This is a genomic window from Flavobacterium zepuense, from assembly GCF_007097145.1.
GTDB classification, from domain to species: Bacteria; Bacteroidota; Bacteroidia; order Flavobacteriales; family Flavobacteriaceae; genus Flavobacterium; species Flavobacterium zepuense.
In genome coordinates this window covers 201,158-228,139 of the sequence record NZ_VJVZ01000006.1, presented here as the reverse complement: position 1 = coordinate 228,139, position 26,982 = coordinate 201,158, and the positions used below count along the sequence as shown (strand labels likewise).

The window sequence follows — 26,982 nt, the reverse complement described above, 5'->3', positions numbered from 1 at the left end:
CACTGTATTATTGTCCCGCAGCTATCATATTCGCCATAAGCCTGTACGCGCCGGAAACACCTTCCGGCAACTCCCTAAAGAAGCTTAAGCCGGTATAAATGTAATACCCTTTTCCGTACTTCGCTATTAACAGTCCGCCTTTTTTATCGTCTTCACCTTTATCGTGCGACGACAATACCGGCACAAACTCCTTACCCCATTCATCCGGGTAGTACAAACCCTGTTCCTGCACCCAGCCCTTAAAATCATTAGCTGTTATCTTATTAGGATAGTTTAACAGCCTGTTGGTTGCGTCCAGAAATGTTATTTTTGCATCTTCCTCTGTAACACGCTCGCGCGAAATGCGAAGTGGGTAAGGGGCAACATCTTTAACGGTAAGCGCACCCGTAGTATTGTACTGCACTATCATGGTACCACCATTATTTACATAATTAAAAAGCACTTGCTGCTTAAACGCCAGGTCTTCAAGTACGTTGTAGGCACGTATGCCCATAATAACGGCATCATAATTAGCAAGGCTTTCCGCCGATATATCAGTGGTTTTAAGAACCGAAACATTATAGCCCATCTGCCTCAGGCTTTCCGGTATATTATCGCCCGCACCCATAACATAAGCAATATTTTCGCCTTTAGTTTTCAGGTCGGCCCTTGTAAATTTAGCTGTTGAAGGCAGTAACACATTTTGTGCGTCAATATGTGGGTAATTAATGATGGTCTGCTCCCTGTCAAAATCTTCGCCATCAATGTTTGCGATGCTTTTTCCTGTAACTTCAGATGGCGCATCGGGAGGCGTAACCTCAAAACTCACAATGGTTTCACTGCCTTTATTTTTCAGGTCGAACGGAATCGAGGCAGGCGTAACCTTCCATCCTTGTGGCAATTCAAACCTAAGGCTGCCCTTAGCGTTTTCTTTGCCGGCTTTTATTTTAATGCTTATGGATTGCGACTTAGTAGTGGTAAACAACTGTACTTTGTTGAGTATGCGGGTTGTTACAGCAGGGATTATATCCAACGGCTGGTACACTTCGCCTGCCACAGGGTCGTTAAATTTATAACTTACCATTCGCTCAAACGGAATCTGTACTCCGGCAATATCTACGGTAAATGTAACTGCCATTTCCCTTATGATATCGGCCTTTCCAATTTTATGAAGGTCGTTTACCGTATACATGCCCGCAGTACCTTTTTCGGTAAGCCAGTAAGGCGATGTAAACGCCAGTGTTTTTGGCAGCAAAACATCAAGTGTATTGTTTTGCCCAATATTATTAGCTAACGGAAGGTTCTGACTGATAACAGCATTTTCAGGCTGAACCGTTAGCGATTTCAGGCTCATGGCAATAGCGCTACGGTTAATGGCCTCCCATTTAACTTTAAGCTTGCTGCTGGGAGTTGCAGATTGCTGCTCTGCCACGGCTTCTAAATATAAGCCGCTGCATTGTGCAATAAGCTCTCTAATTTCTTTTAGCTTCTGGGTTTTCCAGTAGCCATTCTCCAGATTATTTATCTGCGAATATATTTTTACTAATGCCGGAACAGATGCTGCCGGATTTTTAAAATCGTAGCTTTTTAATACCGCTGTAACCGCATCGCCAATAGCTTTGCCGCCTTTAACACGGTTCCACGATGTATCTATGCCTTCAAAAAGATTTTGCTTGTCTTTAGGAATGTCACCTTTAATAAGCTCCAGGTACTCCATATCGTCGCCGCGCTCTCCGGTTGAGCCAAAGCCCTGCGATTTATGCCTGCTGCGGCTAAGGGCGGCAATTTCCTGGTTGGATTTTCCTAAAAGCGGAAAATAAGTACCGGTTTGCAGGTTTATGTATTTTGATTTATCAACCTTATCAAATTTGTCTTTACCGCCAAAAAACCACCATGATACGTTAAAGAATACACGTTTGGGCTGCCATATGGTATTGTATTTTAGTTGCTCCGGCTCATAATTTTTATCGGCTGCAAGGTCGTAAGCCTCTTGTGTAAGCATGGCCGAAGAGGTGTGATGCCCGTGTGTAGATCCCGGCGAACGGTGGTCAAAACGGGTTATGATAACATCGGGTTCAAACTGGCGGATAACCCATACCATGTCCTGCAAAACTTCCTTTTTGTTCCATATTTGCAAGGTTTCATCGGGCATTTTAGAGAATCCAAAATCGTTGGCACGGCTAAAAAACTGCTCGCCACCATCAATATTACGGGCTTCTATAAGTTCCTGTGTACGGATAACGCCAAGTAGTTCCCGCAATTCAAGCCCAATAAGGTTTTGGCCACCATCGCCACGTGTAAGGGCAAGATAGCCGGTGCGGGCCTTGGTGTCGTTCGCTAAATAAGATATCAGCTCGTTGTTCTCATCATCAGGGTGGGCGGCTATATAAAGTACCGATCCTAAAAAGTTCAGCTTTTCCAGCCTATGGTAAATCTCTGCCGATGTAGGCTTTTCGGGCTGTGCGTAGCAAAGGGTATTGCAAAAGAGTAAGAAGTATATAAATTTGTTTTGCATGGCTTTAATCGTAAAATTCTTTGTCTTCCTGTTTTATAGGCACAATGCTCACGCCTTTTTGCAAAAGGAGGCTGTTGGGGTAGGTAATTAGCTCGCCTTCGCGGGTGCGAAGTAAAGTATGGAATGCTTTGATGTCTTCTATCTGGGCCTCTATAGGGAAATCTTTATCGTGAACGCGGATTACATCGCCTATGCGGAAAGGGAATGTAAAGAACAGTATAATGCCTGATGTAATATTACTGAGGATGGACCACTGCGCAAAAAAAGCAACACCTATAATGGTTAATGCCGTACCAATAAATGTAAATACATCGGTTGATTTAGAACCCCATACGGCAATTATCACCACGCAAAAAAGGCCGAACATTAAAAAATCTATGTATTTGGCTATAAGATTGGTACGATGCTCTGATAGATGCGATGCCTTTGCATAGCGCTTGGTAAGCTTGGTAATTATAAAATTTAGGATTATAAACACCACCAGTACAATACCGGTGCGCCATAATTCTAAGGAATATTCAAATTTTTCCATTCAGTATGCTTTACGCGAATTTACTCAAATATTGGTAAACTTTGTCTACCGGCATGCCCACAACATTGGCATAGGATCCATCTATATGGGCAATGGCAACAAGGCCTATCCATTCCTGTATGCCGTACGAACCGGCCTTATCAAAAGGCTTGTAGTTATCCAAGTAATATTTTATTTCGTCATCAGATAACGTATTAAATGTTACCCTCGTGGTTTCGTTAAATACATTGGCTTCACCGGCATTTTTTATGCATACCGATGTAATAACCTCATGCGTTTTACCTGATAACGATTGTAACATGGCAAAGGCATCATCATAATCTTTAGGCTTGCCAAGTGCTTTATTTTCATGCCATACAATGGTATCGCTCGTAATGGCTATTTCATCATTACTAAGGCTGTCTTCTAACGCATCGGCTTTAAGTTTGGCAAGAAAATCGGTTATTTCAGCTCCCTGTAAGTTTTCGGGGTAGATCTCCTCTACATCTTTAAGCCGTATTTCAAAATCAACATCAAGCTCGCGCAAAAACTGTTGCCTCCTGGGCGATCCTGAAGCCAGTATAAGTTTATAGTTTTTTAATTTATCCCTTAACATTGTAATTTATATTAAAAGTTATAACTGACAATGATACAGCGGTAAAAAGCAATATAAGTTTAAGTACCACTTCAAGGTGCCTGAATTCTTTTTCGTTTACTGCACTCCAAAGTTTTATAAGGAAATACACAAGCGGACCCAGGATGAAAAGCAACCCGAAACCAAGTGCAAACGTAAGGTCTATTATATACGACTGTGTGTAATACAGCAACAGCGCTATCGGAATTATTGTTAGCCCAATTACTATTTTCATAGTCCTTGCCCTGCCTAACACAATAGGTAAAGTGGTAACGCCATTGTTATAATCAGCATCAATATTAGCAAGGTCGTTTACAAAAGTAAGTATCAAGCCTATTACAAATGTAAAAATGGCGTAATCTAAAAGCACATCGAATATTGTTGCTATCTGGATGTGATTGTCGTTATTAAGGATAGGGTATAGGGTAAATACCCCTATAGTTAATATGGGTAAAGCAATTACAGCCGCTATAATAATATTGCTCACAATAATAGTAGCTTTTAAACTGGTAGCATAGATATAAAACAATGCTGCACCGATGATGAATACACCCGTAAAAAACGGTTTGCCTACAAAATCGGCAATATAATATCCTAACCCTATACCCACAACCGTAAACGCTGCGTAAAAATTATAACCTTTAGCTTCAGTAATTTCAGGATGTTCGTCTTTACCGAAACCAAAAATGTTGTTCATAAAAAATCCGCCCGCTGCTATAAGTACACAGGCAAGGACCATAAGTGCATACTGCAAGTTATTTATTGCTAACTGCAAATTTTCCTGATGGTCTAAAAAGCCGTATTTAAAAACAAACATGCCAAAAGCCAGCAATAGTAAATTTGGGAATCCTATTAATTTTAAAAACTTCATTCGTTACTGATAAATCGTTTTATGTAAGGTTTGTTATTTGAAATTTCTATTTTGGAATTTAATCGTACCGTGCATTAAAGTGTTCCATCCATTTGCCCTGAACCTTCATAACCTGCTCTATTACATCGCGCACGCAGCCGGTTCCGCCATTTTTGTGCGATATGTATTTGCTCAGTTCTTTAATTTCCGGAGCAGCATCCTGAGGGCAGGTAGGCAGGCCTACGAGCTTCATAACATGGTAATCAGGGATATCGTCTCCCATGTACAACACCTGTTCCGGTTTAATATTGTAAATGTCGGTAAACTCATCAAAAGTCTCCACTTTGTTAGGCACGCCCAGGTAAATATCGGTAATGCCCAGGTTACGCAGCCTTATGCGAACGCCCTCATTTAATCCGCCCGATATTATACATACCGTATAACCGTGCTCTACGGCGGCCTTCATGGCATAGCCGTCGCGAATGTTCATGTTGCGCAGCATTTCACCATTAGGTGCAATGTGTATGGTACCATCTGTAAGTACGCCGTCCACATCAAAAATAAATGTGGTAATATCGTTCATCAGCTCTTTATAGCTCTTACTCATTTGTTTGTTGTATCGATTGGGTAATTAATGTATATAACTCTTTATGGTTTTCTTTTTCAAGAAAATCCAGGTGTTTTTGTATCGTTTGCCCGTCGTGCCTTATGGCAGGGCCTGTTTGTGCTTCTTTTGGCGTCAGTGTATTTATTTTGTCGGCTGTTTCCTGAATCAGCGGACCCAATATATCAAACGGTATGTTATTTTGGCTACAAATTTCGCCACCAATAGCATACATATGGTTGGTAAAATTATTTACAAATACCGCGGCTACATGCAGGGCTTTTCTTTGTTCTGAATCAATATTGTAAATACTTTCAGATAAGCCTTTTGCCAGATCTTCTAAAGTTTGATAGTCCATTTCCTTTTCGATTTCAAGGCACAGAGGGACAACGCTAAAGTCTATCTCTTTATTTTTTGAGAACGTTTGCAACGGATAAAACACCCCGCGCCGGTTTTTATTGTCCAGCTGATCCAAACCGCTGCTGCCCGAAGTATGTACTACAAGCCTGCCGGTAAAAGGTAATTGCGATGATATGTGTGCAATGGCATCATCTTTTACTGCGATAATGTAAATATCTGCCTCTGTAATAGTATCGTAGGAACTTGTTATGGCCGTTGCCGGAAGCAGATGCTCCAGGTCCTGCGGATGGCGTGCAAATGCCTGCACAAGCTTAGCATTTGCATTATTCGCGAATGCTTTTATGAGATGCTGCGCCACATTACCCGAACCTATAATAACAACTTGTAACATGGTGGCTAAATTATAAAAATAAAACGGGAGTTTTTAACCGGTGGGTATAAAAAAGGGCGGCTCGTTGTTACGGCCGCCCTTTTGGTATATTAACTAATTACTTAGTCTGGTTTTTCATTTCTTTTTCGATCATGTCGTAAAACTGGTCGATTTTAGGAAGTACAAGTATTCTCGTCCTTCTGTTTTTAGCCCTGCCTTCAGGAGACGTGTTGCTGTCTAAAGGAATATACTCGCCACGGCCTGATGCTACTAAACGTTTAGGATCTATACCAAAGTCTTTTTGTAAAATCCTTACAATAGATGTAGCACGTTTAACACTTAAATCCCAGTTATCTATAAGTACAGTGTTTTTAATAGGCACATTATCAGTATGACCTTCTACCATACATTCAAAATCTGGTTTGTCCTGAACGATCTTAGCAACTTTACCTAAAATTTCTTTAGCCCTGTCAGTTACGTCATAGCTACCACTTTTAAATAATAGTTTATCAGCAATAGAGATGTAAACCACGCCTTTTTCTACGTTTACCTCAATATCCGGGTCGTTAACACCTACGGCACGTTTAATACTTGTAACTAATGCAATGGTTACAGAGTCTTTACGGGTAAGTGCATCCTGAAGCCTTGTTATTTTAAGGTCTTTCTCTTTTAGGCTTTCTAAAGATTTCTCAAGATTTGCTGCTCCCTTAGAAGATAGCGTTGTAATCTGGTCTCTTGTATTGATAAGATCTGTATTGGTATTTTTTAGATCATCAATACGCTGTGTTAAACCATCTTTCTCTGCAAGGCAGGTATTTAGTTTAACAGTTGCAGAATTTAGCAGATCCTGGATCTCCTTGTTCTTAGCTTCCAGCTCGGCGATCTTTTTCTTAGATCCGCACGAACCCAGCGTCAAAGCTGCTAGCGAAAGTATTAAAATGCTTCTTTTCATAAGTTACTGATTTAAAATTTTAACAAAATTACTATTAATCTCAAAATTACTAACGTCTATATCTATAAACTATTGTTAAATAGTTAATCAAACACCTTGCCGTTTTTAACAAAATATTTGTAAGTAATGCTGTTTATTTTGTAATAATTACTGTAGTGTTTTGATTCTCTTTTGTTTAGAAAGTAAAATAATTTTAAGAAATAGTAAAAGTGCGATTTGAGGATTGCCCACGTGTGCGCCGGTTTTCCCTGCATTAAAAATCTTACACATGCCATTCCGTCCATTGCCAGCCTGACAAATATAATTGGGAATAATTTTCCTGCGGGTAAGTTCTTTGTAAGCATCCACAACGAGTTTCTGAAATTCAAAAATGTTTTGTGTGGATTAGTACTATTAAGTGTAGCGCCACCTACATGATAAATGACCGATTGCGGACAAAATATTACTTTATGGTTCTTATTAAAAGCCCTCCAGCAAAGGTCTATTTCTTCCATATGTGCAAAAAAGTCTTCATCAAAACCCTTAAGTGCACGGTAAATGTCTTTCCTAATAAAAAAACAGGCACCGGATGCCCATAAAATATCTACCTCATTATCGTATTGCCGTATATCTTCTTCTACTGTGTCAAATATCCTGCCCCTGCAAAACGGGAAACCATATTTATCTAAATAGCCACCGGCAGCACCGGCATACTCAAAAAAGGTTTTGTTTTTATAATCTAATATCTTAGGCTGAATAATTGCCACCTCATTATCCTGCTCAAATTTATCAATAATAGGTTGCAACCATCCGGCGGTAACTTCTACATCGCTGTTAACAAGTGCATAAATATCTTCTTCCACAAATTGCAGGGCTTCGTTATAGCCTTTTGCAAAGCCATAATTACCCGCATTTTTAATAATCTTTATCTGCGGCCAGGCCTGTTGCAGGTAAGCTATAGAGTCATCGGTAGAGGCATTATCTGCCACGTAAATTATAGCTTCGGGGGAGTGGGTAACTACAGAGGGCAAAAACTGTTCAAGCAGCCTTTTACCATTCCAGTTAAGTATTACAACAGCAATGCTTTTCATAGTGTAGGTGTGTAAGCAGGCACATCGGGCAGAAAAATATACTGCTCGGCCTCATGGTCCATCTGGCAAAAGTAATGATTAAGCCCGTTAGTAACCATAAGGTGTACCGAATTTAAAGTCATGTTATAACGTGCAATCTGATCAAACACTGCCTGCGATATTTTTACTTCCGGTGCCTTACATTCAACCACTAAAAAAATAGACCCATCTGGTTTAAATACAACAATATCGTACCGTTTATTCAAACCATTTATTTTAACAATCTTTTCGACATTTACATGCGACTTAGGAAAGTTTTTCTCTATTAATAAAAAGTGTACTACATGCTGGCGTACCCATTCTTCGGGCGTAAGCTGGATAAACTTTTTACGTATTTCATCAAATATAGCTACCTTATTTTCACTATTTTTGAAACGGAATATATACTCCGGAAAATTGAGCTTTTGCATAGTGCAAAGTTAATTTTTTTGAAGTTGTATGCTAAAATTTAATAGTAGTATAGTGGACGAAGTTGTAAAAATTGTAAACGAGATAAAGCAGGGCAATATAAAGCCCATTTATTTTTTAATGGGCGAGGAGCCTTATTATATTGATAAGCTTACCGAATATATTGAAAATAACATTTTAACCGAAGAAGAAAAAGGCTTTAACCAAATGGTGCTTTATGGTAAGGATGTAACTATAGAGGATGTTATATCTAATGCCAAACGCTACCCTATGATGGCCGACAGGCAGGTGGTTATTGTTAAGGAAGCCCAGGAACTATCGCGCACAATAGAAAAACTGGAAAGCTATGCCGAAAACCCTCAGCCTACAACGGTGCTCGTTTTTGCCTACAAATATAAAACGCTGGATAAGCGTAAAAAAGTTACCAAGCTTTTAGATAAAGCAGGTGTTGTTTTTGAAAGTAAAAAATTATATGAAAACCAGGTGGGCGACTGGATTAAGCGCGTACTTGCCGGTAAAAATTATAGTATTGAGCCTAAAGCAGCTGCCATGCTGGTGGAATTTTTAGGGAATGATTTGGGTAAAATTAGCAATGAACTTGATAAACTTGCCATTATTTTACCTGCCGGCAGCACTATCACACCTAAGTTAATAGAAGATAATATAGGCATCAGTAAAGATTATAATGTGTTTGAGCTGCGTAAAGCCATTGGCGAAAAGAATCAGCTTAAAGCGTATAAAATTGCCGATTACTTTGCCAATAACCCTAAAGATAACCCCTTGGTAATGACCGTAGGGCTCGTGTTTGGGTTTTTCTCTCAACTTTTGCAGTACCATGGATTGAAGGATAAAAACCCCGCTAACGTAGCTAAAATGCTAAAGGTAAATCCGTTTTTTGTAAAGGATTATGATATTGCATTACGCAATTACCCTATGCGAAAAGTGAGCGCTATTGTAGGCGCGTTAAGGGATATTGATGTTAAGAGTAAAGGGGTAGGGGCTAATGCCGTATCACAGGCTGATTTGCTAAGGGAAATGCTGTATAAAATATTTAATTAGGCATCTACATATCCTTTACCGGTAGGTAATTCGAATATTTCAAGATCAAAATATGCTACCGACGCAATTATATGGTCAAAAATATCGGCCATAATGTACTCGTGGTTTATCCAGCGCTTATCGCTTGTAAATACATAAATTTCAATAGGAATGCCTTTCTCGGTTGGTTGAAGGTGGCGGCACATAATGTTCATGTCCTTATTAACCCCCGGGTGCTTTTCTATATAACTGGTAATGTACTTTCTAAAAACACCTAAATTAGTAAGGTTGCGCCCATTAATAGATAAAGCCTTATCTATATTATTCTGTTCATTATATTTATCAATATCAGCTTTTCGGTTATCGAGGTAATCTGATATAAGTTGAATTTTTTTCAGGTCGGCTAACTCACTTTCGTGTAAAAAGCGTACACTATTGGCTTTTATAAGAATATGGCGCTTAATGCGCCTGCCGTCAGAATCCAGCATACCGCGCCAGTTCTTAAAAGAGTCGGATATAAGGCTGTACGTAGGTATAGTTGTGGTGGTGTTATCAAAATTCCTAACCTTAACGGTTGCAAGGTTAATTTCTATAACATCGCCATCGGCACCAAATTTCTCAATAGTTATCCAGTCGCCAATTCTTACAATGTCATTTATCGTAACCTGAATGCTGGCCACCAAACCCAGGATAGTATCTTTAAAGATAACAATTACTAAGGCAGAAATAGCACCAAAAGTACTGATAAGCGCCGTCATAGAGGTATTAAAGAGAATAAGCACTATTGCTGTAATAGCAAATATCCATAGCATGATCATGACAACCTGTATGTAGCTGTCAATAGGTTTATCATTATAGTCTGGTTGCAGTTTTAGGTAGTCTCTAAGCGAGTTAAATATACTGCGGATGATCCAGAGGCTAAGCAATAATATAAAAGCTGTAATACCCTTAGAAAAGACATATTCCCAGTAGGTAAATGATTTTAAGGCCAACGGTACCACCTTATAAATAAACACAAGCGGTATTAAGTGGGCAACATACTGTGGCGTTTTATTTTGCACAACAAAATCATCAAACGATGTTTTTGTTTTACGGGCAATAAGATTCATTACCACAACCAGCACTTTTTTGGCAACCTTATCTATGATTATTGTAATAATTGCAATAACAATAAGGTTAAAGATAAGGTTAGCATACAACGATGTTGTACGGCTAAAATCCATATCCCTTAAAATGGTGTACAGCCAGTTATATTCCTTTTCTTTCATTAGCTGTTCTGCTGCTTGCCAAAGTATTTCCACTCAATGTAAAAAGTGCCAAACGGCACAACAGAAGCTAACAATACAATAAGCAGCTTTTTAACCGGCCACTCCTGTTCCATTTTTAGCATAAAAGCCAACACAACATACCCTATAAAAAGTACGCCGTGTGCCATTCCCGCCGGGCGTATAAACTCAGGCGTATCAAAAAAATACTTTAGCGGCATGGCTATAAAGAACAATATAAGCAAAGAAATACCCTCCAGGGTTGCTATTATTTTAAAGAAACGAACCATAATGAATTTTTAAAATTTTTGCAAAGGTAAGTAAGACATGGTTTTGATAATGCACTATAAGCAGGAAATTACGCAAATAAAAAAGCCGCTTGTAAACAAACGGCTTTAGATCTTGTAAGAACTTATAAGTTACTAAAAAGCAAGGAACGCTTTGTTGTATTCTTTAAGGTCTAACAGGTTATTTTTATGGCTAAGATCGCTAAAAAGCGAAATTAAATATTCAAGGCTATCAAGATCGTTCTCGGTAGGAGTGGCAGCTGGTGTAGCTTCTTCACCTTCTTCTAAAGGCTCATCATCAGGGATAGGGATAAGCAAAGCTCCGTTTGCCTCCAGGTGCTCATACGTTAAGCGTATAGCTTTAGTTAACACTGGGTTTTGCTCTTCCAGCGAATACTCGCGTAATTTTTTAAGGTCGGCTATCAATACTTCCGCATCAAAACCTTTTTTAAACAGGTCAAGCTGTATTTTATTGATCAGTTTTTGTGCACTCGGATTTTCCACAGTAAAAGGTAGTTTAGTTTTTTTCGACTTATTTAAGGAATTGCAAAAATAGTATTTTATATATTTTTTCAATATCTTTTTTTATAATTTATTGCAACACTCAAATTATCCCTTAATTTTGGGGTAATATGAGTAAACGCAACCTTAAAAAATACCTCGTTTCTTTACCCAAGGAAGACCTGGAGGAGCAGCTGCTGGCGCTGTACGAAAAATTTGCCGATGTTAAGGCCTATTACGACTTTGTATTTAACCCTAAGGAGGAGAAGCTGGAGCAGGAAGCTAAGGTTAAGATTGCCAATGAGTACTTCCCAACGAAGAGTAAACGCCCTAAACTAAGGCGGTCTGTAGCACAAAAATACATAAAACACTTTTTAACGCTGGGCGTAGACCCTTTCGTACTGGCTGATATTATGCTGTTTAACATAGAAACCGCCCAAAAATACTCTGCTAAGCGCGAAATGCGCTATGGCTCATTCTATAAAAGCATGCTAAATTCATATAAGCAAGTAGTTGACTATGTGGTGGCTAACGGCATGGCGCCAAATTTTAAAGCGCGTATTGCTGCCGTTCAAAATGAGGCATTTCGCCAAAAATGGGAGAATATGAAGGAGTTTGAGCGCATTTACGACAATTTTGAGTAGCGCATAAGTATTAAAATTTGTTAATACTTTTCGTACCTGCTTAATATGCCGTAACTTTATGAATATGAGTTACAACCCCAAACTTTGAACCCTAAACCCTGAACTTTGTTATGGCCCAGTTTATAAAAATATACCCTCAAAACCCTAATGAGAAGGAGATTGCCCGTGTTGTAAAGGTATTGCAGGATGGCGGTATAATTATCTATCCTACTGATACTGTATATGGTTTGGGCTGCGATATTACCAATACCAAAGCCTTAGAGCGGATTGCCAAGATAAAAGGCATCAAGCTGGAGAAGGCTAACTTCTCGTTTGTATGCAGCGATCTGAGTAATATATCCGACTACGTAAAGCAAATTGATACCGCTACTTTTAAAATTCTTAAGCGCTCTTTACCAGGCGCTTATACCTTTATTTTACCCGGTAACAACAACCTTCCCAAGGCTTTTAAAAACAAAACTACGGTAGGTATCCGTGTGCCGGATAACAACATTGCCATAGAAATAGTGAAGCTTTTAGGTAACCCTATAGTTTCTACCTCTATTTATGATGATGATGAAGTAATTGAGTACTCAACGGACCCGGAATTGATCTTTGAGAAATGGCAAAACCTTGTAGATGTGGTAATTGACGGCGGTTATGGCGATAATGTGGCCTCTACAATTATCGATCTTTCGGGAGATGAGCCGGTGGTGGTAAGGGAAGGTAAAGGCGACCCGGATATTTTTTAGCAATTATATATATATATAGCTTTTAAATATAAAGCCCTATGCAACGCATAGGGCTTTATATGTACTAAATAATCATTATTATTTTATGAACAATTTTTCGCTGTAAGTTTTTCCATCGTTTGTTTGTACAGCTACAATGTATATACCTTTTTCTAACATACTAACATCTAAATCTGCTGTGGTGGCAGCGTCAATCATCTTGATATTTACAATTTTCCCATCAATGCTCATAATTGATAACGATACTATTTTTCCATTCGCAAGGTTTAGCGTTACTAAAGATGATGTAGGGTTAGGATACATTGTTAGTGCATTAAAACCGGAATTTGAGTTAACCGAATTTATAACTGCTTCGCCTACAGTTATTATCTGGGCATTTTGATTGCCGGTTTCTTTTTTATCATCAGCTAAAGCCATTTTACCTGAACTAACAGGCGAGGTTATTCCCGTTATAATTAAAGAGTAAGCTTTGTTTGCACCTATCAAAGTACCTTTATGCTTTACGGATATTGTATATTGTCCTGATGCATTATTTACTGTAACTTTTTCAAAAGGATCTCTTGTATTATCTCCAAGGCCATTAGTGGTAGCAGTTAAAAGTTTATACGGGTAGTAAGTTGTTGCATTTTTTATTATTCTGATATCAAGATCTTCCATTAGCTTTGGAGTATTTTCATTTATGTCTGAAGCCGTTTCCTGTACGCTTGGTGGCTGCTTATCCGTCCAGGAAATTGAGGCTTCGAGCGGACTTACACCATCGGAATTTACCGTTATAAAGTAGCTCTCATTATTTGCAAGTATCCTTTCATCTACAATACTTGTAGTACCGTTACCAGACATAGCTTTTGCAGCTTTTAATCCATTAAGCAAGCCCCATCCGCTAATAGCGTCCGGCCCCTGGACATTAAAATCATCTGCAGTATGCATAGCAAGGCCCTTTAGCGTGGCGGCTTTCATAAATACCCCATTTAAATTGCGGCTGTACTCCTGTAGCAGTAATAAGGTACCAGTTACATTTGGAGCTGCCATAGATGTACCGGATAACGTTTCATAGGCGATATTAGTAGTATAGTATGTGGAATACACATCTGTACCATTACCGCTAATATCGGGTTTTATTCTTAGATCATCTGTAGGTCCCTGGCTACTCGTATTATTGATGTTTACAGAAATAAGTTTACCATTGTTATCTATAACAGCATCTTGCGCATTGGCTACAACAAGACTGTTTTTAGATACTTTAAAATGTGTTAATTTATCATATCCCTGAGCTAATGGAGTGTCGTTATAATTTTGTAAACCGTCATTACCTGCAGATGCAACCATTAAATAGTAAGGAGCATTGTACATTACATAATCCCAATTCTTAGAATCAGCGTTATAAGCTCCAAATAGCCAATCGGGAATTGGATTAGACGGAGATTCACCAATACCATAAGAATGATTAGATAACAGCATTCCGGTTGTTGTAGCCGCCATAGCTTCGCTAAGATCATTGGTCCAGTCGTAAGTAGTAGCCGAAGCTTTTGTTGCCATGCCTTTGGCGATTGCAGTTATGCCTTTTGCAATAATTGTACCTGTAACATGGGTAGCATGATTATTGTTAGATAGAATACTTATATTGGGTGAATCACCATAAGTTACCCTACCGGTAAGTTCCTGGTGTGTGCTACGTACACCCCCGCCATCCCAAACATGAACTTTCATGTTATTACCATCTAAATTGGTACCTAATGCACCGCCTGAGTTTAAAAAATTTGTTCGCGTAGATCTTGCCGCGTTAACATTGCTTGTTGAATAATATATAGGTGCGTCGTCAATTACTTTAATTAACTCACTAAAGCTCCCATCGGGGTTTTGTATGGTAATTGGCCATCCGTTTTGTTTTGCAAGAACCATAGCAGAGGCTTTCTCCTTTTCTGCTAAAGCTTTAAAATCCTTACTTAGTGCAGTAAGTTTGGGAATGTCATAATCCGAAGTTATTTTAGCAACTTCTTGTGGAGTTTGGGCCTGAGTTGTAATTGCAAGCCCAAACGCGATAATAAGGTAAGATTTCTTCATAATATTATTTTAAGATTATGATAAATCTAATTGAAATATTATTGTTAAAATTTTGTAAAAAAAGCGGCACAGCTATTGATGTGGCATATTTATTTAATTTAAAAAAAAATAATTTCACAGGATTTGAAAGACTCTTAACAAAAGTTTAATAAGTGATGTAACAAAATTAGCTCATTTTGTGACGGACGAAATATTACGGGAAATCCGCAATATTTACAAAAATTTAGCCCTCATTTGGGGTGTGGGAATCATGCATTCGTCTTTTTTGCCGTACCATTTATAGCGGTTTTTAGCTACATAATCGTAAACCGAATTGGATAATCCGTTAGGTAAAATATTAAAAATACCCATTAGTTTAAAAATTCCACGTAAAGCTGTGGCTATTTTTAAAGCCGCCTGGGCTTTATAGTAATAAGCCTTTCCGGGTTCGTATAAAATTATAGAATCGGTTTTAAAAGTATCAATACCAATGTGTTGGATAATTTGCTGCCCAAGATCGCTTTGTATAGGTACAAACCTAAAGATATCTTTTTTATCGTGCTTTATAATAAATTGTACGGTGGCGTCGCAAAGGTTGCAAACGCCATCAAACAATATTATCTTTTTATCTTTTGGTAAATTTTCCATACTTCAAACTGTTACATTAAGCCATTGGTAAATCGAACCGTTATTTCTTCATAGCCTCAACCAGCTCCAACGATTCTAAATCAACTTTAGAGGTAAACATGCCATAGTTTACCGTGGCTTTTTTACGCTCTATAGCATCAAGGGTACCAACGGCTTTACCATCTATCATGCGCACACGGTCGCCAATTTTTAGTATGGCCTTGGGCTTTTCTACGCTCTTTTCTTTTATCTTTTTCTCTTTCTTTTCCTGACGAATTTCCTCAACCTTAACTTCAACTTCGGCAATTACTTCTTTTTGCTTAACCTCAATAACCTTTTTTTCTTTTGGCGTAACCTTTTTGCGTTTAGAGTTTTCTATCTCTACCATTTTAAGGAATTCGCCAATAAGGTCTTTCTTATTCTTACTGTTAAAGTATTTCTCGCTGATATCATCCAGTTTCTGACCCATATAAATAAGGCGCTGGTTGGCATCATACAGTTCCTGGTAGCTTTCGAGCTTTTGCTGGATACGGGTATTAATATTCTCCATTTTTTTGCCTTCTTCGCGGGCGCGAACCTCTTCTTCTTTAAGGGTTTGAGAGGTTTTTTCCAGCTTAGAGCGCTCTTTTTGCAGGGTAGCAATGGTTTTATCAAAACGCACCTTGCTGCCTTCAATCTTCTTTTTAGCACGGTTTATAAGTCCGTACGGTATGCCGTTTTTCTGGGCAACCTCAAAGGTAAAAGAACTACCTGCCTGGCCCAGAATAAGCTTGTACATAGGCTCCAGCGATTTCTCGTCAAAAAGCATGTTGGCATTGGTGGCAAAAGGTAGCTCGTTAGCCAATATCTTTAAATTGGTGTAGTGGGTGGTTATGATCCCGAAAGCCTCGCGGTGGTAAAATTCTTCCAAGAATATCTCTGCCAAAGCGCCACCCAGTTCAGGATCCGACCCTGTTCCAAATTCGTCTATTAAAAACAGCGTCTTATCATTACACTTCTTTAAAAAGTAGTTCATGTTTTTAAGACGGTAACTGTACGTACTTAAATGATTCTCGATCGACTGGTTATCGCCAATATCGGTCATTATCCTGTCGAACAAAAAGGTTTCGCTACGCTCGTGTACGGGTATCAGCAGGCCGCATTGCAGCATTAATTGCAGCAGTCCAATGGTTTTAAGGGTAATACTTTTACCACCGGCATTTGGGCCCGAAATCACGATGATACGGTTCTCAGGCGTTAATTCTATTGTCTGCGGAAACGTTGGCTTATTTTTTTGCCTGTTGCTGCTAAATAATATAGGATGGTAGGCCTCGCGGAAGTACAGCCTCCGTCCCTCATTAATTCCCGGCAGTATACCGTTAATCCTTTTGGCATATTTTGCCTTGCCGGATATCACATCAATGTCGGTCAGGAATTCCTGATAGTCATACAATAATGGTACAAACGGGCGTATCAGGTTAGACAGCTGCAATAAAATACGCTTAACCTCTTCTTTTTCTTCGTACTCAAAGTTATTAAGCTCCCGCGAAAAGCGCAACGTAGCTTCGGGTTCTATGTAGGCAATGCTGCCCGTTTTAGAGCTGCCCAATATAGACCCTTTTACTTTGCGGCGGTACATAGCAGATACGGCCAGTACGCGTCGGTTTTCTACCACACTTTCCTTAATGTCATCAAGGTATCCAAGGCCGTTGTACTGGCTTAATGCCGAAGTAAAACTTTGGTTGATCTTGATCTTTACAAGGTTCATTTCACGGCGGATTTCCTGTAACTGTGGAGATGCGTCGTCTTTTACCTCGCCGTATTTATCGACTATCTTATCGATATATTTTAAGATGTCTTTGGTATATTCTACCTGTAACGCCCTGTTGTTAAGGGTAGGATAGTAGTCGTTAAACTTCTCAAGGAATTTTACCAGCGTGTTTACGGTTTCGCTTACCACAGCAATTTTCCTGAAGGCAGGCGCATCCAGGTAACTATCTTCTATGGCAAGAAATTTAACCTCTTTGGTTATAGGCTCAAACCCGTGGTTGGGCAGCGCGTTGTTATTATCAAAAGAAGACACGAACTCTGATGTTTGCTTTAGCACTTCCATCAGGCTTTCTTTGTCTTTTAGCGGCGTTATCAACAGCGCTTTTTCCATGCCCGGCTCTGTTGTGCAGCTGCCGGCAACGGCTTCCAGCACTGTGCCAAATTCAAGGTCTTTTAAGGTTTTGTCTGTTATGCTTATCATTATTTTTACTACAGCAAATTTTATGCAAAAATACTACTTATTAGTCCAGCCTGCACATTTGTCAGTCAACTTTAAGATTGCTTTACAAATGCTTTAGCGTACAATTTTTATATTTGCCTAAAATAAGCACCTAATGAACGTAGCAATACACGAATCCTGGAAAGAAGCACTGGCCAATGAGTTTGATAAACCGTATTTTGGGCAACTGATTAACTTTGTAAAGGAGGAATATACAAGACATACCTGCTACCCACCCGGCAAACAAATATTCTCTGCTTTTGACCATTGCCATTTTGATAAGGTAAAAGTGGTAATATTGGGGCAGGACCCGTACCACGGACCGGGACAGGCAAACGGACTCTGTTTTTCGGTTAAAGATGGGGTGCCTAACCCGCCTTCGTTACAAAATATTTTTAGGGAAATACAGTCGGATCTGGATAAGCCTTTTCCGCTAACAGGCAATTTAGAGCGCTGGGCCGATCAGGGTGTGCTGCTACTTAATGCGGTGCTAACCGTTAGGCAGGGCGAAGCTAATAGTCACCAGGGTAAGGGCTGGGAAGCGTTTACCGATGCGGTTATCCAAAAAATATCTGATGAAAAAAAGGATGTTGTGTTTTTATTATGGGGCGGATCTGCTAAAAAGAAAGGTGCGCGTGTAGATAAAAACAGGCATTTAGTATTAGAGTCGGGCCACCCGTCTCCACTTAGCGCTAATAAAGGGCACTGGTTTGGCAACAAGCATTTTAGTAAAACCAATGCGTTTTTAAAGGAGAAGGGGAAGAGGGAGATTGAATGGTAAGTTAGATAATTGGATTTTTAGATAATTAGACAGTAAGAGATGATTATTAGATAGTTATATTTTTAGATGATTAGAAATTATCTAAAAATCTAATTAAAAGTTAGCGCCCCCAATATCTCTTCGCTCATAAACGGGCCACCGGGAAAGCGTGCGGTATAATCAAGGTTAAGCCATATCTGGCCGTATTCGTCTTCGTGGTAATGTACTTCTTTACCGCGACTTTCTTCTGTAAAAAGCTCTTCTTTAATAAGGTAGTTGGCAAGCTCAAGGTCGGCTTTGGTACCTACCAGCATTTCTGGGTATAAATGCCCACCTGTATGAATAATACGCGGTGTGCCGCCCACAGCGCGTATACAGGCCGCCATAAGTATGGCATGGTCATCGCAATCGCCGGAAAAATGCAATATCGATTCGCTGCCGGATGCTATATACTCTGCATTGCGCGGATCGTTAACGTAGTTCCACTTGTTACGGATGTCTTTAAACACCGAAAAACATTGTATCATGAGCCTGTGCTCATGATAGCCTTTTACATCTTTAAAGTATTTTGTTGCAGCACCTACGGCATAATTACGTACCCGCGGATTGGTATAATCTACGGCATCAATAATTTTAGATTTGTTGGGGAATGGCAATAGTTTAGAAATGATAAGATCCTGCGGATTAGGATCGTATGCCATTGTGTACACCATGGCCTCATAATCTTCGTAAACCGAATTAAACCCGTAATTGCCAAAAACCGACCCAAATAACAGCACCAATATATAAACTGCGATACAAAAGATAAGGAAGTGCTTAAGCAGCCTTAAAATTAGCTGAATAGCCACCACCATTGTTATGAAAATAAGAATCCGGTCAATATGTAATGGCCATTCTGGGTCAACAATATTTTGATGGATGATAATAAAAAGCGGGATGGCAATGAGCACATTAAGCACAAAAATGATAATGGAATCCCAAGGCTTCTTTACCTGAAGCTTTTTTATGAAGGCTTTTATTTTGGGAATATCCGGTTTTATCATTACACTAAGCAGGCAGTTAACCCACTACGTTTTCAAAAGCAGTTTTGTTGTTAATAATATCCAGCTCAAGCAGTTGGTTTTGTATCTTTTCAAACGTGTTTTTATCCAGTTTCTTTTGCGACCAACGGGTTAATTTTAACCATTCGGCGATATCCTCCGTTTTTTGTCCGTAACGTTCGGCCAACGTCCTATCAATACTCGGTATGTCTTTAAAATCAGCAGTGGTTTGGTTTATAATATCCAAAACCGTTCCAATAGCGTCAGCATCATTTTCTAAAACTTCATTGCGCACGGCAATAACAAAACTTGGCCAAGGGGTAGGGCAGTCGCCCACGCGCCTAAAGATACCCTTATCTACAATGGGCTTGGTCATAAAACGTTCCCACATAAAATAATCGGCGGTACCGTTGGTTAAGCCTTCTATGGCTCCATCAAGGGTGTTGATGATCTCGAATTGCAGTTGCGACGGATCCCAACCTTCATTCTGCGCGTTTACAAACGCCATTAAATGCGACCCCGACCCATAGCGGCTAATAGCCACCTTGCCGTTTTGTAAATCGGCCAGCGTTTTATAGCCTGATGCAGTAGCAACGTGAATCCCCCAAATTAAAGGTGACTGCACGTATACCTGAACGATCTTGCTGGGGTTTCCTGCAGCAATGTCTTTCACAATGCCCTCGGTTAATATTACCGCAACATCAGTTTCGCCATCGCGAAGCATCTGGCACAACTTACCGGTACCCTCGGGCACATCGGTCCATTCTACGTTTATACCGGCGTTTTCAAAGTCGCCATTTTCTATACAAAGGTGCCACGGCAGGTTAAAATGCTCGGGCACGCCTGCTATTTTTATTGTTTTCATTACTATTTTGTTTTGTGATGCAGGTGCAAATTACCCGCCAACACGTTTTACTTTATACCCCTCTTTTGCAAGGTGGTCCATTATTTTGGTACGGAAGTCGCCCTGAATGATGATCTCGCCATCCTTTGCCGAACCGCCTACACCGCAAAGTGTTTTTAGTTTTTTGGCCAGTGCTTTAAAATCGTCATCGGTACCTTCAAAACCTTTTATGATAGTTGCCACCTTGCCACCACGGTTTTTTTTATCCAGGTGGGCTTCCAGTTTTTGCTGGTTGTTGGGCAGGGTTTGCTGCTGCTCATCGTTACTATCAAACTCAAAATCTTTATTGGTGGAAAATACAAATCCGCCAAGATCGTCTAAACTGCTTAATTTTTTTGCCATAATTTAGATTGTTAGATTTTCGGGAGGTTCAGTCATTGCGAGCGAAATGCAATGGAGCGCGGCAATCTCACTCGTAATAATTATGGGATTGCCGCGGTCGTGCCTCCCTCGCAATGACAGAACCTTAGCCTTAATATCTACTTATTTACACTTTTATCAATCCCAATTCAACCAGCCTTTCGTACAAAAAATCGCCGGCGGTGGTATCGTCATATAACTTAGGATGCTCGTTATCAACGCAATTATCAAGGCAGTTAAGTTTCATTTCGCTAACGGGGTGCATAAAGAACGGAATGGAGTATCTCGAAGTACCCCACAACTCCCGTGGTGGGTTAACCACCTGGTGGATAGTGCTTTTAAGTCTGTTGTTAGTATGGCGTGATAACATATCGCCTACGTTAATAACCAGCTCATCGGGTTCGGCAATGGCATCTATCCATTCGCCGTTATGGTTTTGCACCTGCAGGCCACGGCCCTGGGCACCCATAAGCAAGGTAATAAGGTTGATATCGCCGTGCGCTGCCGCGCGAACAGCCGTAGCAGGCTCTGCCGTAATTGGCGGGTAATGAATAGGGCGCAATATGCTGTTACCCTCGCTTACGTACTTATCAAAATAAAATTCGTCGAGGCCTAGAAATAACGCAAGCGCACGCAGTACATATACGCCGGTTTTTTCCAGCATTTTGTAGGCCTGCTCTCCGGTGGTGTTGAATTGTGGAAGCTCTTTAACTTCTACGTTAGGTGGGTATTTGGTGGCGTAAGCTGAACCTTCTTGCAGGTACTGGCCAAAGTGCCAAAACTCTTTAAGGTCGCCCTCTTTGCGGCCTTTTGCATGCTCTTTGCCAAAGGCTACGTAACCACGCTGCCCCCCAATACCGGGAATTTCGTACTGCTCTTTTACAGCTACAGGAAGGCTGAAAAAGTTTTTAACCTCGCCGTATAAATTGTCTACCAGTGCATCATCCAGAAAATGCCCTTTTAATGCTACGAAGCCTATATCTTCATAGGCTTTACCGATTTCATTTACAAATTTTTGCTTGCGTTCCGGATCGCCCGAAAGGAAATCACGCAAATCCACACTGGGAATGTTTTGCATAAAAAAAGTGCTTTTTTAATAAGTATACCGCCCCAAACAGGGCTTGTTACAAATGTAGAAATATTTATAGTTTTTGTCTCACTTTTTAACCGTTTACTGTGAAGTAAAATGCAGTCGCTGCAAAACAATTGCTACTGCGCTAAAACGAAAAATTCTGCACTTGTGGGTGCAGAATCCTGTATATTAATAGAGTTGCATAACTTACTGTTTCTTTACGTATTTTGTAAGGATAACAATAAGCTGGCCGTCTATCTTGCCTTCAATCTGGTCGATATTATCATGAACCAGCCTTATGTTGCGCACGGCAGTACCCACTTTAGCGTTTAGGGTAGAGCCTTTAACATCAAGGTCTTTAATTAGGGTAACGGTATCGCCAGTTGCCAGTATGTTGCCGTTGCTGTCTTTATGAAATTCTACACCGGCATCGCCCGTATGGTCGCCGGTAGCTTTGGCCCATTCTAACAATTCTTCGTCAAGGTACATCATATCAATGCTGTCGGCGGCCCAGCTCTCGTTCCTGAAACGGTTAAGCATACGCCACGCCACTACCTGTACGGCAGGTACTTCGCTCCACATGGCCGTGGGCAAAATACCTTCCCAAAAAGCCATATCCGGCTCTTCTTTTTTCTCGATCTGGTTAAGGCATTTTTCGGTAATCAGTATATAGCCATCCGCGCCACGGTTAAGGGCAGGGGGAACCTCATAAGCCACAAGGTTATCTGTAGCACCACTTAGTTCGCAAAGGTTACCGCTTCGTTGGCTTAACAGCTCTTCTAATTTCATCGTATTGGTTTTGGGCGCAAATATAAGGTTTTACTGCGCTATTTTCATGCCTGGCGGGTTACTATTCCATGCAATTTCCCACACAAAGCACATTAGCGCCAAGGGGCTGCTCTAAAATTCGCTCCAGTTTTTTATCGTGTACTGTAACCATAATTTCTACCGACCCGGTTGAAACGCTGCCGTTTAATATGTGTCCGCCATAGGCCATAAAGTCTTTGCCTGTTACTACACCATGCGCATGAATACTTGGCTTACCTTTTTGCCAGGCAATGCTTCCGTTTAGGCTGGCAAGCTCCATATCCTTAAAATCTTTCGGGGCGTATTTTTTAGTTTTAAAATCAAAGAACCCAAAGGTAATATTCACAAATCCCATTCCGGTAAATGTGGCCGATGGGATATTCTCGGCAACAGCCAAATTTTCTATTTCTTTAAGTATATCATCGCCTTGTCGCAATACCATTAAGTAACCTGCCGGTACTTTTGTGTACCGTGCAATATTCGGTTGTGTTTTTTGTGCGTTAGCGTTTAGGGTTGCCATTAGTATAAATATTAGGTGGTACAGTTTCATAAGTTATTGGTTTTGTTTACCCTAAATTATAAAACAGTTGTATAAGGACACGCCAAGGAACTGTTAAGATGTTAGATTATTAGATTTTTGGATGGTTAGATGGTAGGACAGAACTTTAAATAAACCCGAAACCTTAAACTTGAAACCGATTTAATTGGCATTAATTTAATACAATATTGTATAAAAATTATCAGATTTATCGCTAATTTTAGAATTACGGAAAACGCCTTATTAATTATATACTTATTATGATGGAACACATAGCATCAACACAGGAAAATGGCAGCGCTATAAATGCCATTCATTATCAAATGGCGGCCGCCGAATTTGAAAAGGAAGCAAACGAAGTAAAAGCTGACGAGGAAACATCATGCAGCCTTTTGTTGAAAAATTTGCTAATGACCAATTTAAAACTATTAAAACTAAACGAAATTGGATCGCTGCTTATGTTCTGAAAAATTACACACAAACTAAAAATACAATGCTATGAACGATACACCCAAAACAAATAACGAAGACGAGAATTTAAACGATGCTTACGGCCAGGATAACAGTTCGGCAAAGGAAGAGTTCCGTAAAGATAATCCCGACAACGAAATTGATGAAGAGGATGCAATTATTGCAAATTCTGATGATATAGATGATACCGATAAATACCTTGCCATAGAGCAACCGGGCGTGCAGTATACTCCTGAATCTGACCCTACTGTAAACTCTGACCATTTAAATTATGATAGTGAAGGCAGTGATGGTGAGTGGAGTGAAGAGGGCGGCAACAGTAAAAATTCTGATGCTTTTAACCAGGACGATTATATTCTTGAAGATAATGTAGATTTGGATGAAGACCAAAATCAGTCGATATCCAGCGATGATGAAGATTTTGAAGAGAGTAACGAGCGTTACACCAATTAATTTATTACTAAATTTCATAGTCATCCCCGGTATCTAAAAGATATTGGGGATTTTTATTAAAATACACCTCATGACAGGAAATTCTAAAATAGCTATTTACGGTGCATTAGCTGCTAACATTGGCATTGCTGTAGTAAAATTTATAGCGGCATCTATAACCGGAAGTTCGGCTATGATATCCGAAGGCATACACAGTACGGTAGATAGCGGTAACTCATTATTGTTGTTGCTGGGCATGAAACGCAGCCAGAAACCGCCGGACAGGGGCCACCCTTTTGGGCACGGTAAAGAAATTTACTTTTGGTCGCTTATTGTGGCTATACTGGTGTTTTCACTGGGAGGTGGTATGTCGGTTTACGAAGGTATAAGCCACATACAGCACCCGGAAGCCTTAAAGGACCCGTTTTGGAACTACGTTGTATTGTTGGTTTCTATGTGCTTTGAAGGTGCATCGCTTATTTATGCTGTGCGCGAGTTTAATAAAAGCCGTGGCAAGCGTGGCTTTTGGGAAGAAGTGGGCATGAGTAAAGACCCGGCACTTTTTGCGGTTATATATGAAGAAAGTGCCGCTATTGCAGGCCTTACCATAGCGTTACTGGGTGTGTTTTTAGGGCACTATTTTAATAACCCGCTGTTTGACGCGTTGGCATCTATGCTTATAGGGCTGGTGCTTATTTTTGTTGCCATAACCATGGTAAGGGAAAGTAAGGGGCTGCTGGTAGGGGAGAGCGCGGACAGGGAAATAGTTACCGGTATTTACAACCTGGTTAATAAGGAACCCAAGGTTAAAACATTGTACTTTCCTCTAACCATGCACCTTGCGCCTAATGAAATACTATTAGCGCTGGATGTGGAGTTTGATAAGGTTATGACGGTAGATGAACTCTTCGGTACCATAAAAAAGCTGGAAGACCAGATTAAGGAAGCATTCCCTAATGTGAAGAAAATATACATTGAAGCCAAGAACTTTGATGGACGTGAACGCCCCTGGATGGTTGAGACTGTGGATTGATACAAAAAGTGAACTGTTTATGTTTCTTTTTGTATAGTAATATATTTATTTTGAAGGCAAATATATATCAAACTGGGCACCGTGATTAGGTACACCGTGTGCAGTAATATAACCGTGGTGGTTCTCTACTATCTTTTTAACTATAGCAAGACCTATGCCAGTACCTTTAAACTGCGACCTGTCCTGCAGGCGTTGAAATAGCTCAAAAATCCTGTCGCTGTATTTGGTATCAAAACCAATACCGTTATCAGTAATACGTATATGGCAGTATTTTTGGGCAGGGTTAAGTTTCTCATAATTAAGAATACTACCCAATTCTATCTTGCAACGTATGGTAATAACCGGGTGCCTATCAGGATCTGAAAATTTAAGCGAGTTGCTTATTATATTATACAGCAATTGCCTGAACTGAAACGGGATTACCTCTACCCGGCACATTTCGTCGGCATCAATAGCTGCATTCTTTTGGATCAGTTCTTCACTCAGGTCGGCTTTTACATTGGTAAGCACGTCATTTAAATGCGTATCCTCATAAACGCGCTCTGTAATACTGGTGCGCGAATAAGCCAGCAAATCGTTAATAAGGGTTTGCATACGGCTGGCAGCGTTTTGCATGCGCCTAAAGTAATCTTTACCGGTTTCGCTTAGGTTTTTGGCCTCTTTATCAGATATTACTGCGGCAAAGGTTTGTATTTTCCTGAGGGGCTCCTGCAAATCGTGGCTGGAAATATAAGCAAAGGCCTGTAGCTCTTTGTTCATTTTCTCTAATACAATATTACTTTCTTCCAACTCCTGTGTGCGCTGTTTAACCATATTTTCTAAATTATGGTTAATAGCCCTTTCGTCTTCCAGTTCGGTTTTTGACATGTTAACCGATTCTACCGCACCTAAATGAAATGAGATTAAATCGGCAAAAAGGGTAAACATACCCGTAACCTGAGGCGAGCTAACATTGTGCGGATTAGGGTCTATCGCGCAAAGCGTACCAAAAAAGCTTCCGTCTTTACGGATTATAGGCATTGAGATATAACTCTCAAAGCCATACTGCAAAGGTGTGTGGTGATTATAAAAAAGAGGGTCTTTAGATACATGGTCTATAACAACCGGTTTATGGTTTTCGCGTATCTCATTGCAAATGGTAGTTTTAATTTCCAGTTCGTCGCCGGGTTTAAGCCCAAAACTAATATCATCGCGCACGCTGCAGGTTATCCAGCGGTCTTCGGTTACGCGTGCAACGGCAGCAAACCCCATTCCGGTGGTTTGGCAAATAACATCAAGCAGTTGGGTTATGATAGGTATCTGGCCTATATTCTTAATGTCTTCCTGAAAATTCTCTTCTATCATTGGTAAGGCGAAATATCAATTTATAAAATTAGTATTTATTTTTTAAATAGACCTATATAATAGCATATTCGCCAAAATTTAATGCGCTTTTTAATAGTTGTTTAACTATGTGATTTATCCATTTTGTTCCCCGCCACATTCAAATCTGTCAAAATATGTTTTTTTGATGACATCTTATAATTAAGGCAATTCTATAAAAAGTAATTTATTCCCGACAAAATACAGGGCTACCTATACAGCACATCGCACAGGCAGTCGCAGTATGCCAATTTTTTAACATATAACGATGTAGCCGTGCAAATTCGCAAAATGCTTTTAAATACTGCTATACACCATAAATAGCAGTTAAGTTGCTAAAAACAATTACCTATACAACACTACACACTACTGTTTCTTTAACAGCGCATTAACAATCGAGGTTTAAATCTTTAATAAATTCGTAAGGAAACCAAAATATAATATTGATTATTCAGGATATAAACTATTTACTTATGGTATTATGAATTTGATGAGTATTTACCTAAAATCCAATTATTAACATTAACAAT

The 26,982-nt window shown here is 39.8% G+C and carries 29 protein-coding genes; 7 read left to right on the top strand and 22 right to left on the bottom strand.

What is annotated here, in order from left to right; translation table 11 throughout:
- Window positions 1–7 precede the first annotated feature (7 nt).
- The 9 genes from FMM05_RS11280 to FMM05_RS11240 form a co-directional block, all read right to left on the bottom strand.
- A complete protein-coding gene (locus FMM05_RS11280; protein ID WP_143373486.1) occupies window positions 8–2,494 on the bottom strand; it encodes a PIG-L family deacetylase in 2,487 nt (828 codons plus the stop codon).
- Between the two features lie 4 nt (window positions 2,495–2,498).
- Window positions 2,499–3,026, bottom strand: coding sequence for a mechanosensitive ion channel domain-containing protein (locus FMM05_RS11275; RefSeq protein WP_143373485.1), 528 nt, complete (start codon window positions 3,024–3,026; stop codon window positions 2,499–2,501).
- 10 nt (window positions 3,027–3,036) lie between these two features.
- Complete coding sequence (locus tag FMM05_RS11270; protein ID WP_143373484.1) at window positions 3,037–3,621, bottom strand: Maf-like protein; 585 nt, start codon at window positions 3,619–3,621, stop codon at window positions 3,037–3,039.
- Window positions 3,608–4,510: a geranylgeranylglycerol-phosphate geranylgeranyltransferase gene (locus FMM05_RS11265; RefSeq protein ID WP_143373483.1), complete on the bottom strand. Its 903-nt coding sequence runs from the start codon at window positions 4,508–4,510 to the stop codon at window positions 3,608–3,610. The genes FMM05_RS11270 and FMM05_RS11265 overlap by 14 nt, the downstream gene beginning before the upstream one ends.
- Before the next feature lie 58 nt (window positions 4,511–4,568).
- Complete coding sequence (locus tag FMM05_RS11260) at window positions 4,569–5,096, bottom strand: KdsC family phosphatase (RefSeq protein ID WP_143373482.1); 528 nt, start codon at window positions 5,094–5,096, stop codon at window positions 4,569–4,571.
- Window positions 5,089–5,844 (bottom strand): Rossmann-like and DUF2520 domain-containing protein, encoded by a 756-nt coding sequence (locus FMM05_RS11255; protein ID WP_143373481.1) that lies wholly within the window; start codon window positions 5,842–5,844, stop codon window positions 5,089–5,091. The genes FMM05_RS11260 and FMM05_RS11255 overlap by 8 nt, the downstream gene beginning before the upstream one ends.
- 97 nt (window positions 5,845–5,941) lie before the next feature.
- On the bottom strand, window positions 5,942–6,775 hold the full coding sequence (locus FMM05_RS11250; protein WP_143373480.1) for an OmpA family protein: 834 nt from the start codon (window positions 6,773–6,775) through the stop codon (window positions 5,942–5,944).
- 83 nt (window positions 6,776–6,858) lie between these two features.
- A complete protein-coding gene (locus tag FMM05_RS11245; RefSeq protein WP_143373479.1) occupies window positions 6,859–7,845 on the bottom strand; it encodes a glycosyltransferase family 2 protein in 987 nt (328 codons plus the stop codon).
- Window positions 7,842–8,294 carry a type I restriction enzyme HsdR N-terminal domain-containing protein gene (locus FMM05_RS11240; protein ID WP_143373478.1) on the bottom strand — a complete coding sequence of 151 codons (453 nt, stop codon included), beginning with the start codon at window positions 8,292–8,294 and terminating at the stop codon, window positions 7,842–7,844. Before FMM05_RS11240 ends, FMM05_RS11245 begins: the two co-directional genes overlap by 4 nt.
- 52 nt (window positions 8,295–8,346) lie before the next feature.
- On the opposite strand from FMM05_RS11240, the gene holA reads away from it, so the two are divergent.
- Window positions 8,347–9,351: a DNA polymerase III subunit delta gene (gene holA / locus FMM05_RS11235; RefSeq protein ID WP_143373477.1), complete on the top strand. Its 1,005-nt coding sequence runs from the start codon at window positions 8,347–8,349 to the stop codon at window positions 9,349–9,351.
- Here the strand turns inward: holA and FMM05_RS11230 are convergent.
- From FMM05_RS11230 to FMM05_RS11220, 3 genes are all read right to left on the bottom strand, one after another.
- Window positions 9,348–10,598 (bottom strand): mechanosensitive ion channel family protein, encoded by a 1,251-nt coding sequence (locus FMM05_RS11230; protein WP_143373476.1) that lies wholly within the window; start codon window positions 10,596–10,598, stop codon window positions 9,348–9,350. The two genes, holA and FMM05_RS11230, sit on opposite strands and share 4 nt — an antisense overlap.
- Window positions 10,598–10,885, bottom strand: a complete 288-nt coding sequence (locus FMM05_RS11225; RefSeq protein ID WP_143373475.1) for a DUF3817 domain-containing protein — start codon at window positions 10,883–10,885, stop codon at window positions 10,598–10,600. Before FMM05_RS11225 ends, FMM05_RS11230 begins: the two co-directional genes overlap by 1 nt.
- 132 nt (window positions 10,886–11,017) lie before the next feature.
- Window positions 11,018–11,386 carry a hypothetical protein gene (locus tag FMM05_RS11220; RefSeq protein WP_143373474.1) on the bottom strand — a complete coding sequence of 123 codons (369 nt, stop codon included), beginning with the start codon at window positions 11,384–11,386 and terminating at the stop codon, window positions 11,018–11,020.
- 128 nt (window positions 11,387–11,514) lie between these two features.
- Here FMM05_RS11220 and FMM05_RS11215 point away from each other — a divergent pair, with 128 nt between their 5' ends.
- Window positions 11,515–12,027 carry a DUF6155 family protein gene (locus FMM05_RS11215; protein WP_143373473.1) on the top strand — a complete coding sequence of 171 codons (513 nt, stop codon included), beginning with the start codon at window positions 11,515–11,517 and terminating at the stop codon, window positions 12,025–12,027.
- 110 nt (window positions 12,028–12,137) lie between these two features.
- Window positions 12,138–12,758 (top strand): L-threonylcarbamoyladenylate synthase, encoded by a 621-nt coding sequence (locus FMM05_RS11210; RefSeq protein ID WP_143373472.1) that lies wholly within the window; start codon window positions 12,138–12,140, stop codon window positions 12,756–12,758.
- 78 nt (window positions 12,759–12,836) lie between these two features.
- Here FMM05_RS11210 and FMM05_RS11205 read toward each other — a convergent pair whose 3' ends face one another.
- From FMM05_RS11205 to FMM05_RS11195, 3 genes are all read right to left on the bottom strand, one after another.
- Window positions 12,837–14,819 (bottom strand): S8 family serine peptidase, encoded by a 1,983-nt coding sequence (locus FMM05_RS11205; protein WP_143373471.1) that lies wholly within the window; start codon window positions 14,817–14,819, stop codon window positions 12,837–12,839.
- A gap of 213 nt (window positions 14,820–15,032) precedes the next feature.
- Window positions 15,033–15,446 carry a thiol-disulfide oxidoreductase DCC family protein gene (locus FMM05_RS11200; protein WP_143373470.1) on the bottom strand — a complete coding sequence of 138 codons (414 nt, stop codon included), beginning with the start codon at window positions 15,444–15,446 and terminating at the stop codon, window positions 15,033–15,035.
- A gap of 40 nt (window positions 15,447–15,486) precedes the next feature.
- A complete protein-coding gene (locus FMM05_RS11195) occupies window positions 15,487–17,655 on the bottom strand; it encodes an endonuclease MutS2 (protein WP_143373469.1) in 2,169 nt (722 codons plus the stop codon).
- Between the two features lie 133 nt (window positions 17,656–17,788).
- Between FMM05_RS11195 and FMM05_RS11190 the strand changes: the two genes are divergently transcribed.
- Window positions 17,789–18,454, top strand: coding sequence for a uracil-DNA glycosylase (locus tag FMM05_RS11190; RefSeq protein ID WP_143373468.1), 666 nt, complete (start codon window positions 17,789–17,791; stop codon window positions 18,452–18,454).
- A gap of 89 nt (window positions 18,455–18,543) precedes the next feature.
- Here FMM05_RS11190 and FMM05_RS11185 read toward each other — a convergent pair whose 3' ends face one another.
- From FMM05_RS11185 to FMM05_RS11160, 6 genes are all read right to left on the bottom strand, one after another.
- Window positions 18,544–19,476, bottom strand: a complete 933-nt coding sequence (locus tag FMM05_RS11185; protein ID WP_143373467.1) for a transglutaminase — start codon at window positions 19,474–19,476, stop codon at window positions 18,544–18,546.
- Between the two features lie 16 nt (window positions 19,477–19,492).
- On the bottom strand, window positions 19,493–20,338 hold the full coding sequence (locus FMM05_RS11180) for a substrate-binding domain-containing protein (RefSeq protein ID WP_143373466.1): 846 nt from the start codon (window positions 20,336–20,338) through the stop codon (window positions 19,493–19,495).
- Window positions 20,339–20,368: 30 nt separating this feature from the next.
- Window positions 20,369–20,719, bottom strand: a complete 351-nt coding sequence (locus FMM05_RS11175; RefSeq protein WP_143373465.1) for a translation initiation factor — start codon at window positions 20,717–20,719, stop codon at window positions 20,369–20,371.
- Window positions 20,720–20,864: 145 nt separating this feature from the next.
- Complete coding sequence (locus FMM05_RS11170) at window positions 20,865–21,815, bottom strand: isopenicillin N synthase family dioxygenase (RefSeq protein ID WP_143373464.1); 951 nt, start codon at window positions 21,813–21,815, stop codon at window positions 20,865–20,867.
- Window positions 21,816–22,016: 201 nt separating this feature from the next.
- Window positions 22,017–22,598, bottom strand: a complete 582-nt coding sequence (locus FMM05_RS11165; RefSeq protein WP_143373463.1) for a PhnA domain-containing protein — start codon at window positions 22,596–22,598, stop codon at window positions 22,017–22,019.
- Between the two features lie 61 nt (window positions 22,599–22,659).
- Window positions 22,660–23,166, bottom strand: coding sequence for a PPC domain-containing DNA-binding protein (locus FMM05_RS11160; protein WP_143373462.1), 507 nt, complete (start codon window positions 23,164–23,166; stop codon window positions 22,660–22,662).
- A gap of 248 nt (window positions 23,167–23,414) precedes the next feature.
- Between FMM05_RS11160 and FMM05_RS11155 the strand changes: the two genes are divergently transcribed.
- The 3 genes from FMM05_RS11155 to FMM05_RS11145 all read left to right on the top strand — a co-directional run bounded on the left by FMM05_RS11155 (window position 23,415) and on the right by FMM05_RS11145 (window position 25,090).
- Entirely contained in the window at window positions 23,415–23,621 is a 207-nt protein-coding gene (locus tag FMM05_RS11155; RefSeq protein ID WP_143373461.1) for a hypothetical protein, read from the top strand.
- A gap of 31 nt (window positions 23,622–23,652) precedes the next feature.
- Complete coding sequence (locus FMM05_RS11150) at window positions 23,653–24,078, top strand: hypothetical protein (RefSeq protein ID WP_143373460.1); 426 nt, start codon at window positions 23,653–23,655, stop codon at window positions 24,076–24,078.
- 70 nt (window positions 24,079–24,148) lie between these two features.
- Window positions 24,149–25,090, top strand: a complete 942-nt coding sequence (locus FMM05_RS11145) for a cation diffusion facilitator family transporter (RefSeq protein ID WP_143373459.1) — start codon at window positions 24,149–24,151, stop codon at window positions 25,088–25,090.
- A 45-nt stretch (window positions 25,091–25,135) separates the two neighbouring features.
- On the opposite strand, the gene FMM05_RS11140 is transcribed toward FMM05_RS11145, so the two are convergent.
- Window positions 25,136–26,434 (bottom strand): GAF domain-containing sensor histidine kinase, encoded by a 1,299-nt coding sequence (locus FMM05_RS11140; protein WP_143373458.1) that lies wholly within the window; start codon window positions 26,432–26,434, stop codon window positions 25,136–25,138.
- Between the last annotated feature and the right edge of the window lie 548 nt (window positions 26,435–26,982).

What these genes read in the sequence shown, in the direction of transcription:
- FMM05_RS11160 (WP_143373462.1), bottom strand. Translation starts at nt 23,166, where the DNA reads ATGAAACTGTACCACCTAATATTTATACTAATGGCAACCCTAAACGCT.
- FMM05_RS11150 (WP_143373460.1), top strand. Translation starts at nt 23,653, where the DNA reads ATGAACGATACACCCAAAACAAATAACGAAGACGAGAATTTAAACGAT.
- FMM05_RS11250 (WP_143373480.1), bottom strand. Translation starts at nt 6,775, where the DNA reads ATGAAAAGAAGCATTTTAATACTTTCGCTAGCAGCTTTGACGCTGGGT.
- FMM05_RS11190 (WP_143373468.1), top strand. Translation starts at nt 17,789, where the DNA reads ATGAACGTAGCAATACACGAATCCTGGAAAGAAGCACTGGCCAATGAG.
- FMM05_RS11170 (WP_143373464.1), bottom strand. Translation starts at nt 21,815, where the DNA reads ATGCAAAACATTCCCAGTGTGGATTTGCGTGATTTCCTTTCGGGCGAT.
- FMM05_RS11200 (WP_143373470.1), bottom strand. Translation starts at nt 15,446, where the DNA reads ATGGAAAATTTACCAAAAGATAAAAAGATAATATTGTTTGATGGCGTT.
- FMM05_RS11230 (WP_143373476.1), bottom strand. Translation starts at nt 10,598, where the DNA reads ATGAAAGAAAAGGAATATAACTGGCTGTACACCATTTTAAGGGATATG.
- FMM05_RS11255 (WP_143373481.1), bottom strand. Translation starts at nt 5,844, where the DNA reads ATGTTACAAGTTGTTATTATAGGTTCGGGTAATGTGGCGCAGCATCTC.
- FMM05_RS11155 (WP_143373461.1), top strand. Translation starts at nt 23,415, where the DNA reads ATGATGGAACACATAGCATCAACACAGGAAAATGGCAGCGCTATAAAT.
- FMM05_RS11245 (WP_143373479.1), bottom strand. Translation starts at nt 7,845, where the DNA reads ATGAAAAGCATTGCTGTTGTAATACTTAACTGGAATGGTAAAAGGCTG.
- FMM05_RS11280 (WP_143373486.1), bottom strand. Translation starts at nt 2,494, where the DNA reads ATGCAAAACAAATTTATATACTTCTTACTCTTTTGCAATACCCTTTGC.
- FMM05_RS11225 (WP_143373475.1), bottom strand. Translation starts at nt 10,885, where the DNA reads ATGGTTCGTTTCTTTAAAATAATAGCAACCCTGGAGGGTATTTCTTTG.
- FMM05_RS11265 (WP_143373483.1), bottom strand. Translation starts at nt 4,510, where the DNA reads ATGAAGTTTTTAAAATTAATAGGATTCCCAAATTTACTATTGCTGGCT.
- FMM05_RS11240 (WP_143373478.1), bottom strand. Translation starts at nt 8,294, where the DNA reads ATGCAAAAGCTCAATTTTCCGGAGTATATATTCCGTTTCAAAAATAGT.
- FMM05_RS11185 (WP_143373467.1), bottom strand. Translation starts at nt 19,476, where the DNA reads ATGATAAAACCGGATATTCCCAAAATAAAAGCCTTCATAAAAAAGCTT.
- FMM05_RS11210 (WP_143373472.1), top strand. Translation starts at nt 12,138, where the DNA reads ATGGCCCAGTTTATAAAAATATACCCTCAAAACCCTAATGAGAAGGAG.
- FMM05_RS11140 (WP_143373458.1), bottom strand. Translation starts at nt 26,434, where the DNA reads ATGATAGAAGAGAATTTTCAGGAAGACATTAAGAATATAGGCCAGATA.
- FMM05_RS11260 (WP_143373482.1), bottom strand. Translation starts at nt 5,096, where the DNA reads ATGAGTAAGAGCTATAAAGAGCTGATGAACGATATTACCACATTTATT.
- FMM05_RS11145 (WP_143373459.1), top strand. Translation starts at nt 24,149, where the DNA reads ATGACAGGAAATTCTAAAATAGCTATTTACGGTGCATTAGCTGCTAAC.
- FMM05_RS11180 (WP_143373466.1), bottom strand. Translation starts at nt 20,338, where the DNA reads ATGAAAACAATAAAAATAGCAGGCGTGCCCGAGCATTTTAACCTGCCG.
- FMM05_RS11165 (WP_143373463.1), bottom strand. Translation starts at nt 22,598, where the DNA reads ATGAAATTAGAAGAGCTGTTAAGCCAACGAAGCGGTAACCTTTGCGAA.
- FMM05_RS11275 (WP_143373485.1), bottom strand. Translation starts at nt 3,026, where the DNA reads ATGGAAAAATTTGAATATTCCTTAGAATTATGGCGCACCGGTATTGTA.
- FMM05_RS11195 (WP_143373469.1), bottom strand. Translation starts at nt 17,655, where the DNA reads ATGATAAGCATAACAGACAAAACCTTAAAAGACCTTGAATTTGGCACA.
- FMM05_RS11205 (WP_143373471.1), bottom strand. Translation starts at nt 14,819, where the DNA reads ATGAAGAAATCTTACCTTATTATCGCGTTTGGGCTTGCAATTACAACT.
- FMM05_RS11175 (WP_143373465.1), bottom strand. Translation starts at nt 20,719, where the DNA reads ATGGCAAAAAAATTAAGCAGTTTAGACGATCTTGGCGGATTTGTATTT.
- FMM05_RS11215 (WP_143373473.1), top strand. Translation starts at nt 11,515, where the DNA reads ATGAGTAAACGCAACCTTAAAAAATACCTCGTTTCTTTACCCAAGGAA.
- FMM05_RS11270 (WP_143373484.1), bottom strand. Translation starts at nt 3,621, where the DNA reads ATGTTAAGGGATAAATTAAAAAACTATAAACTTATACTGGCTTCAGGA.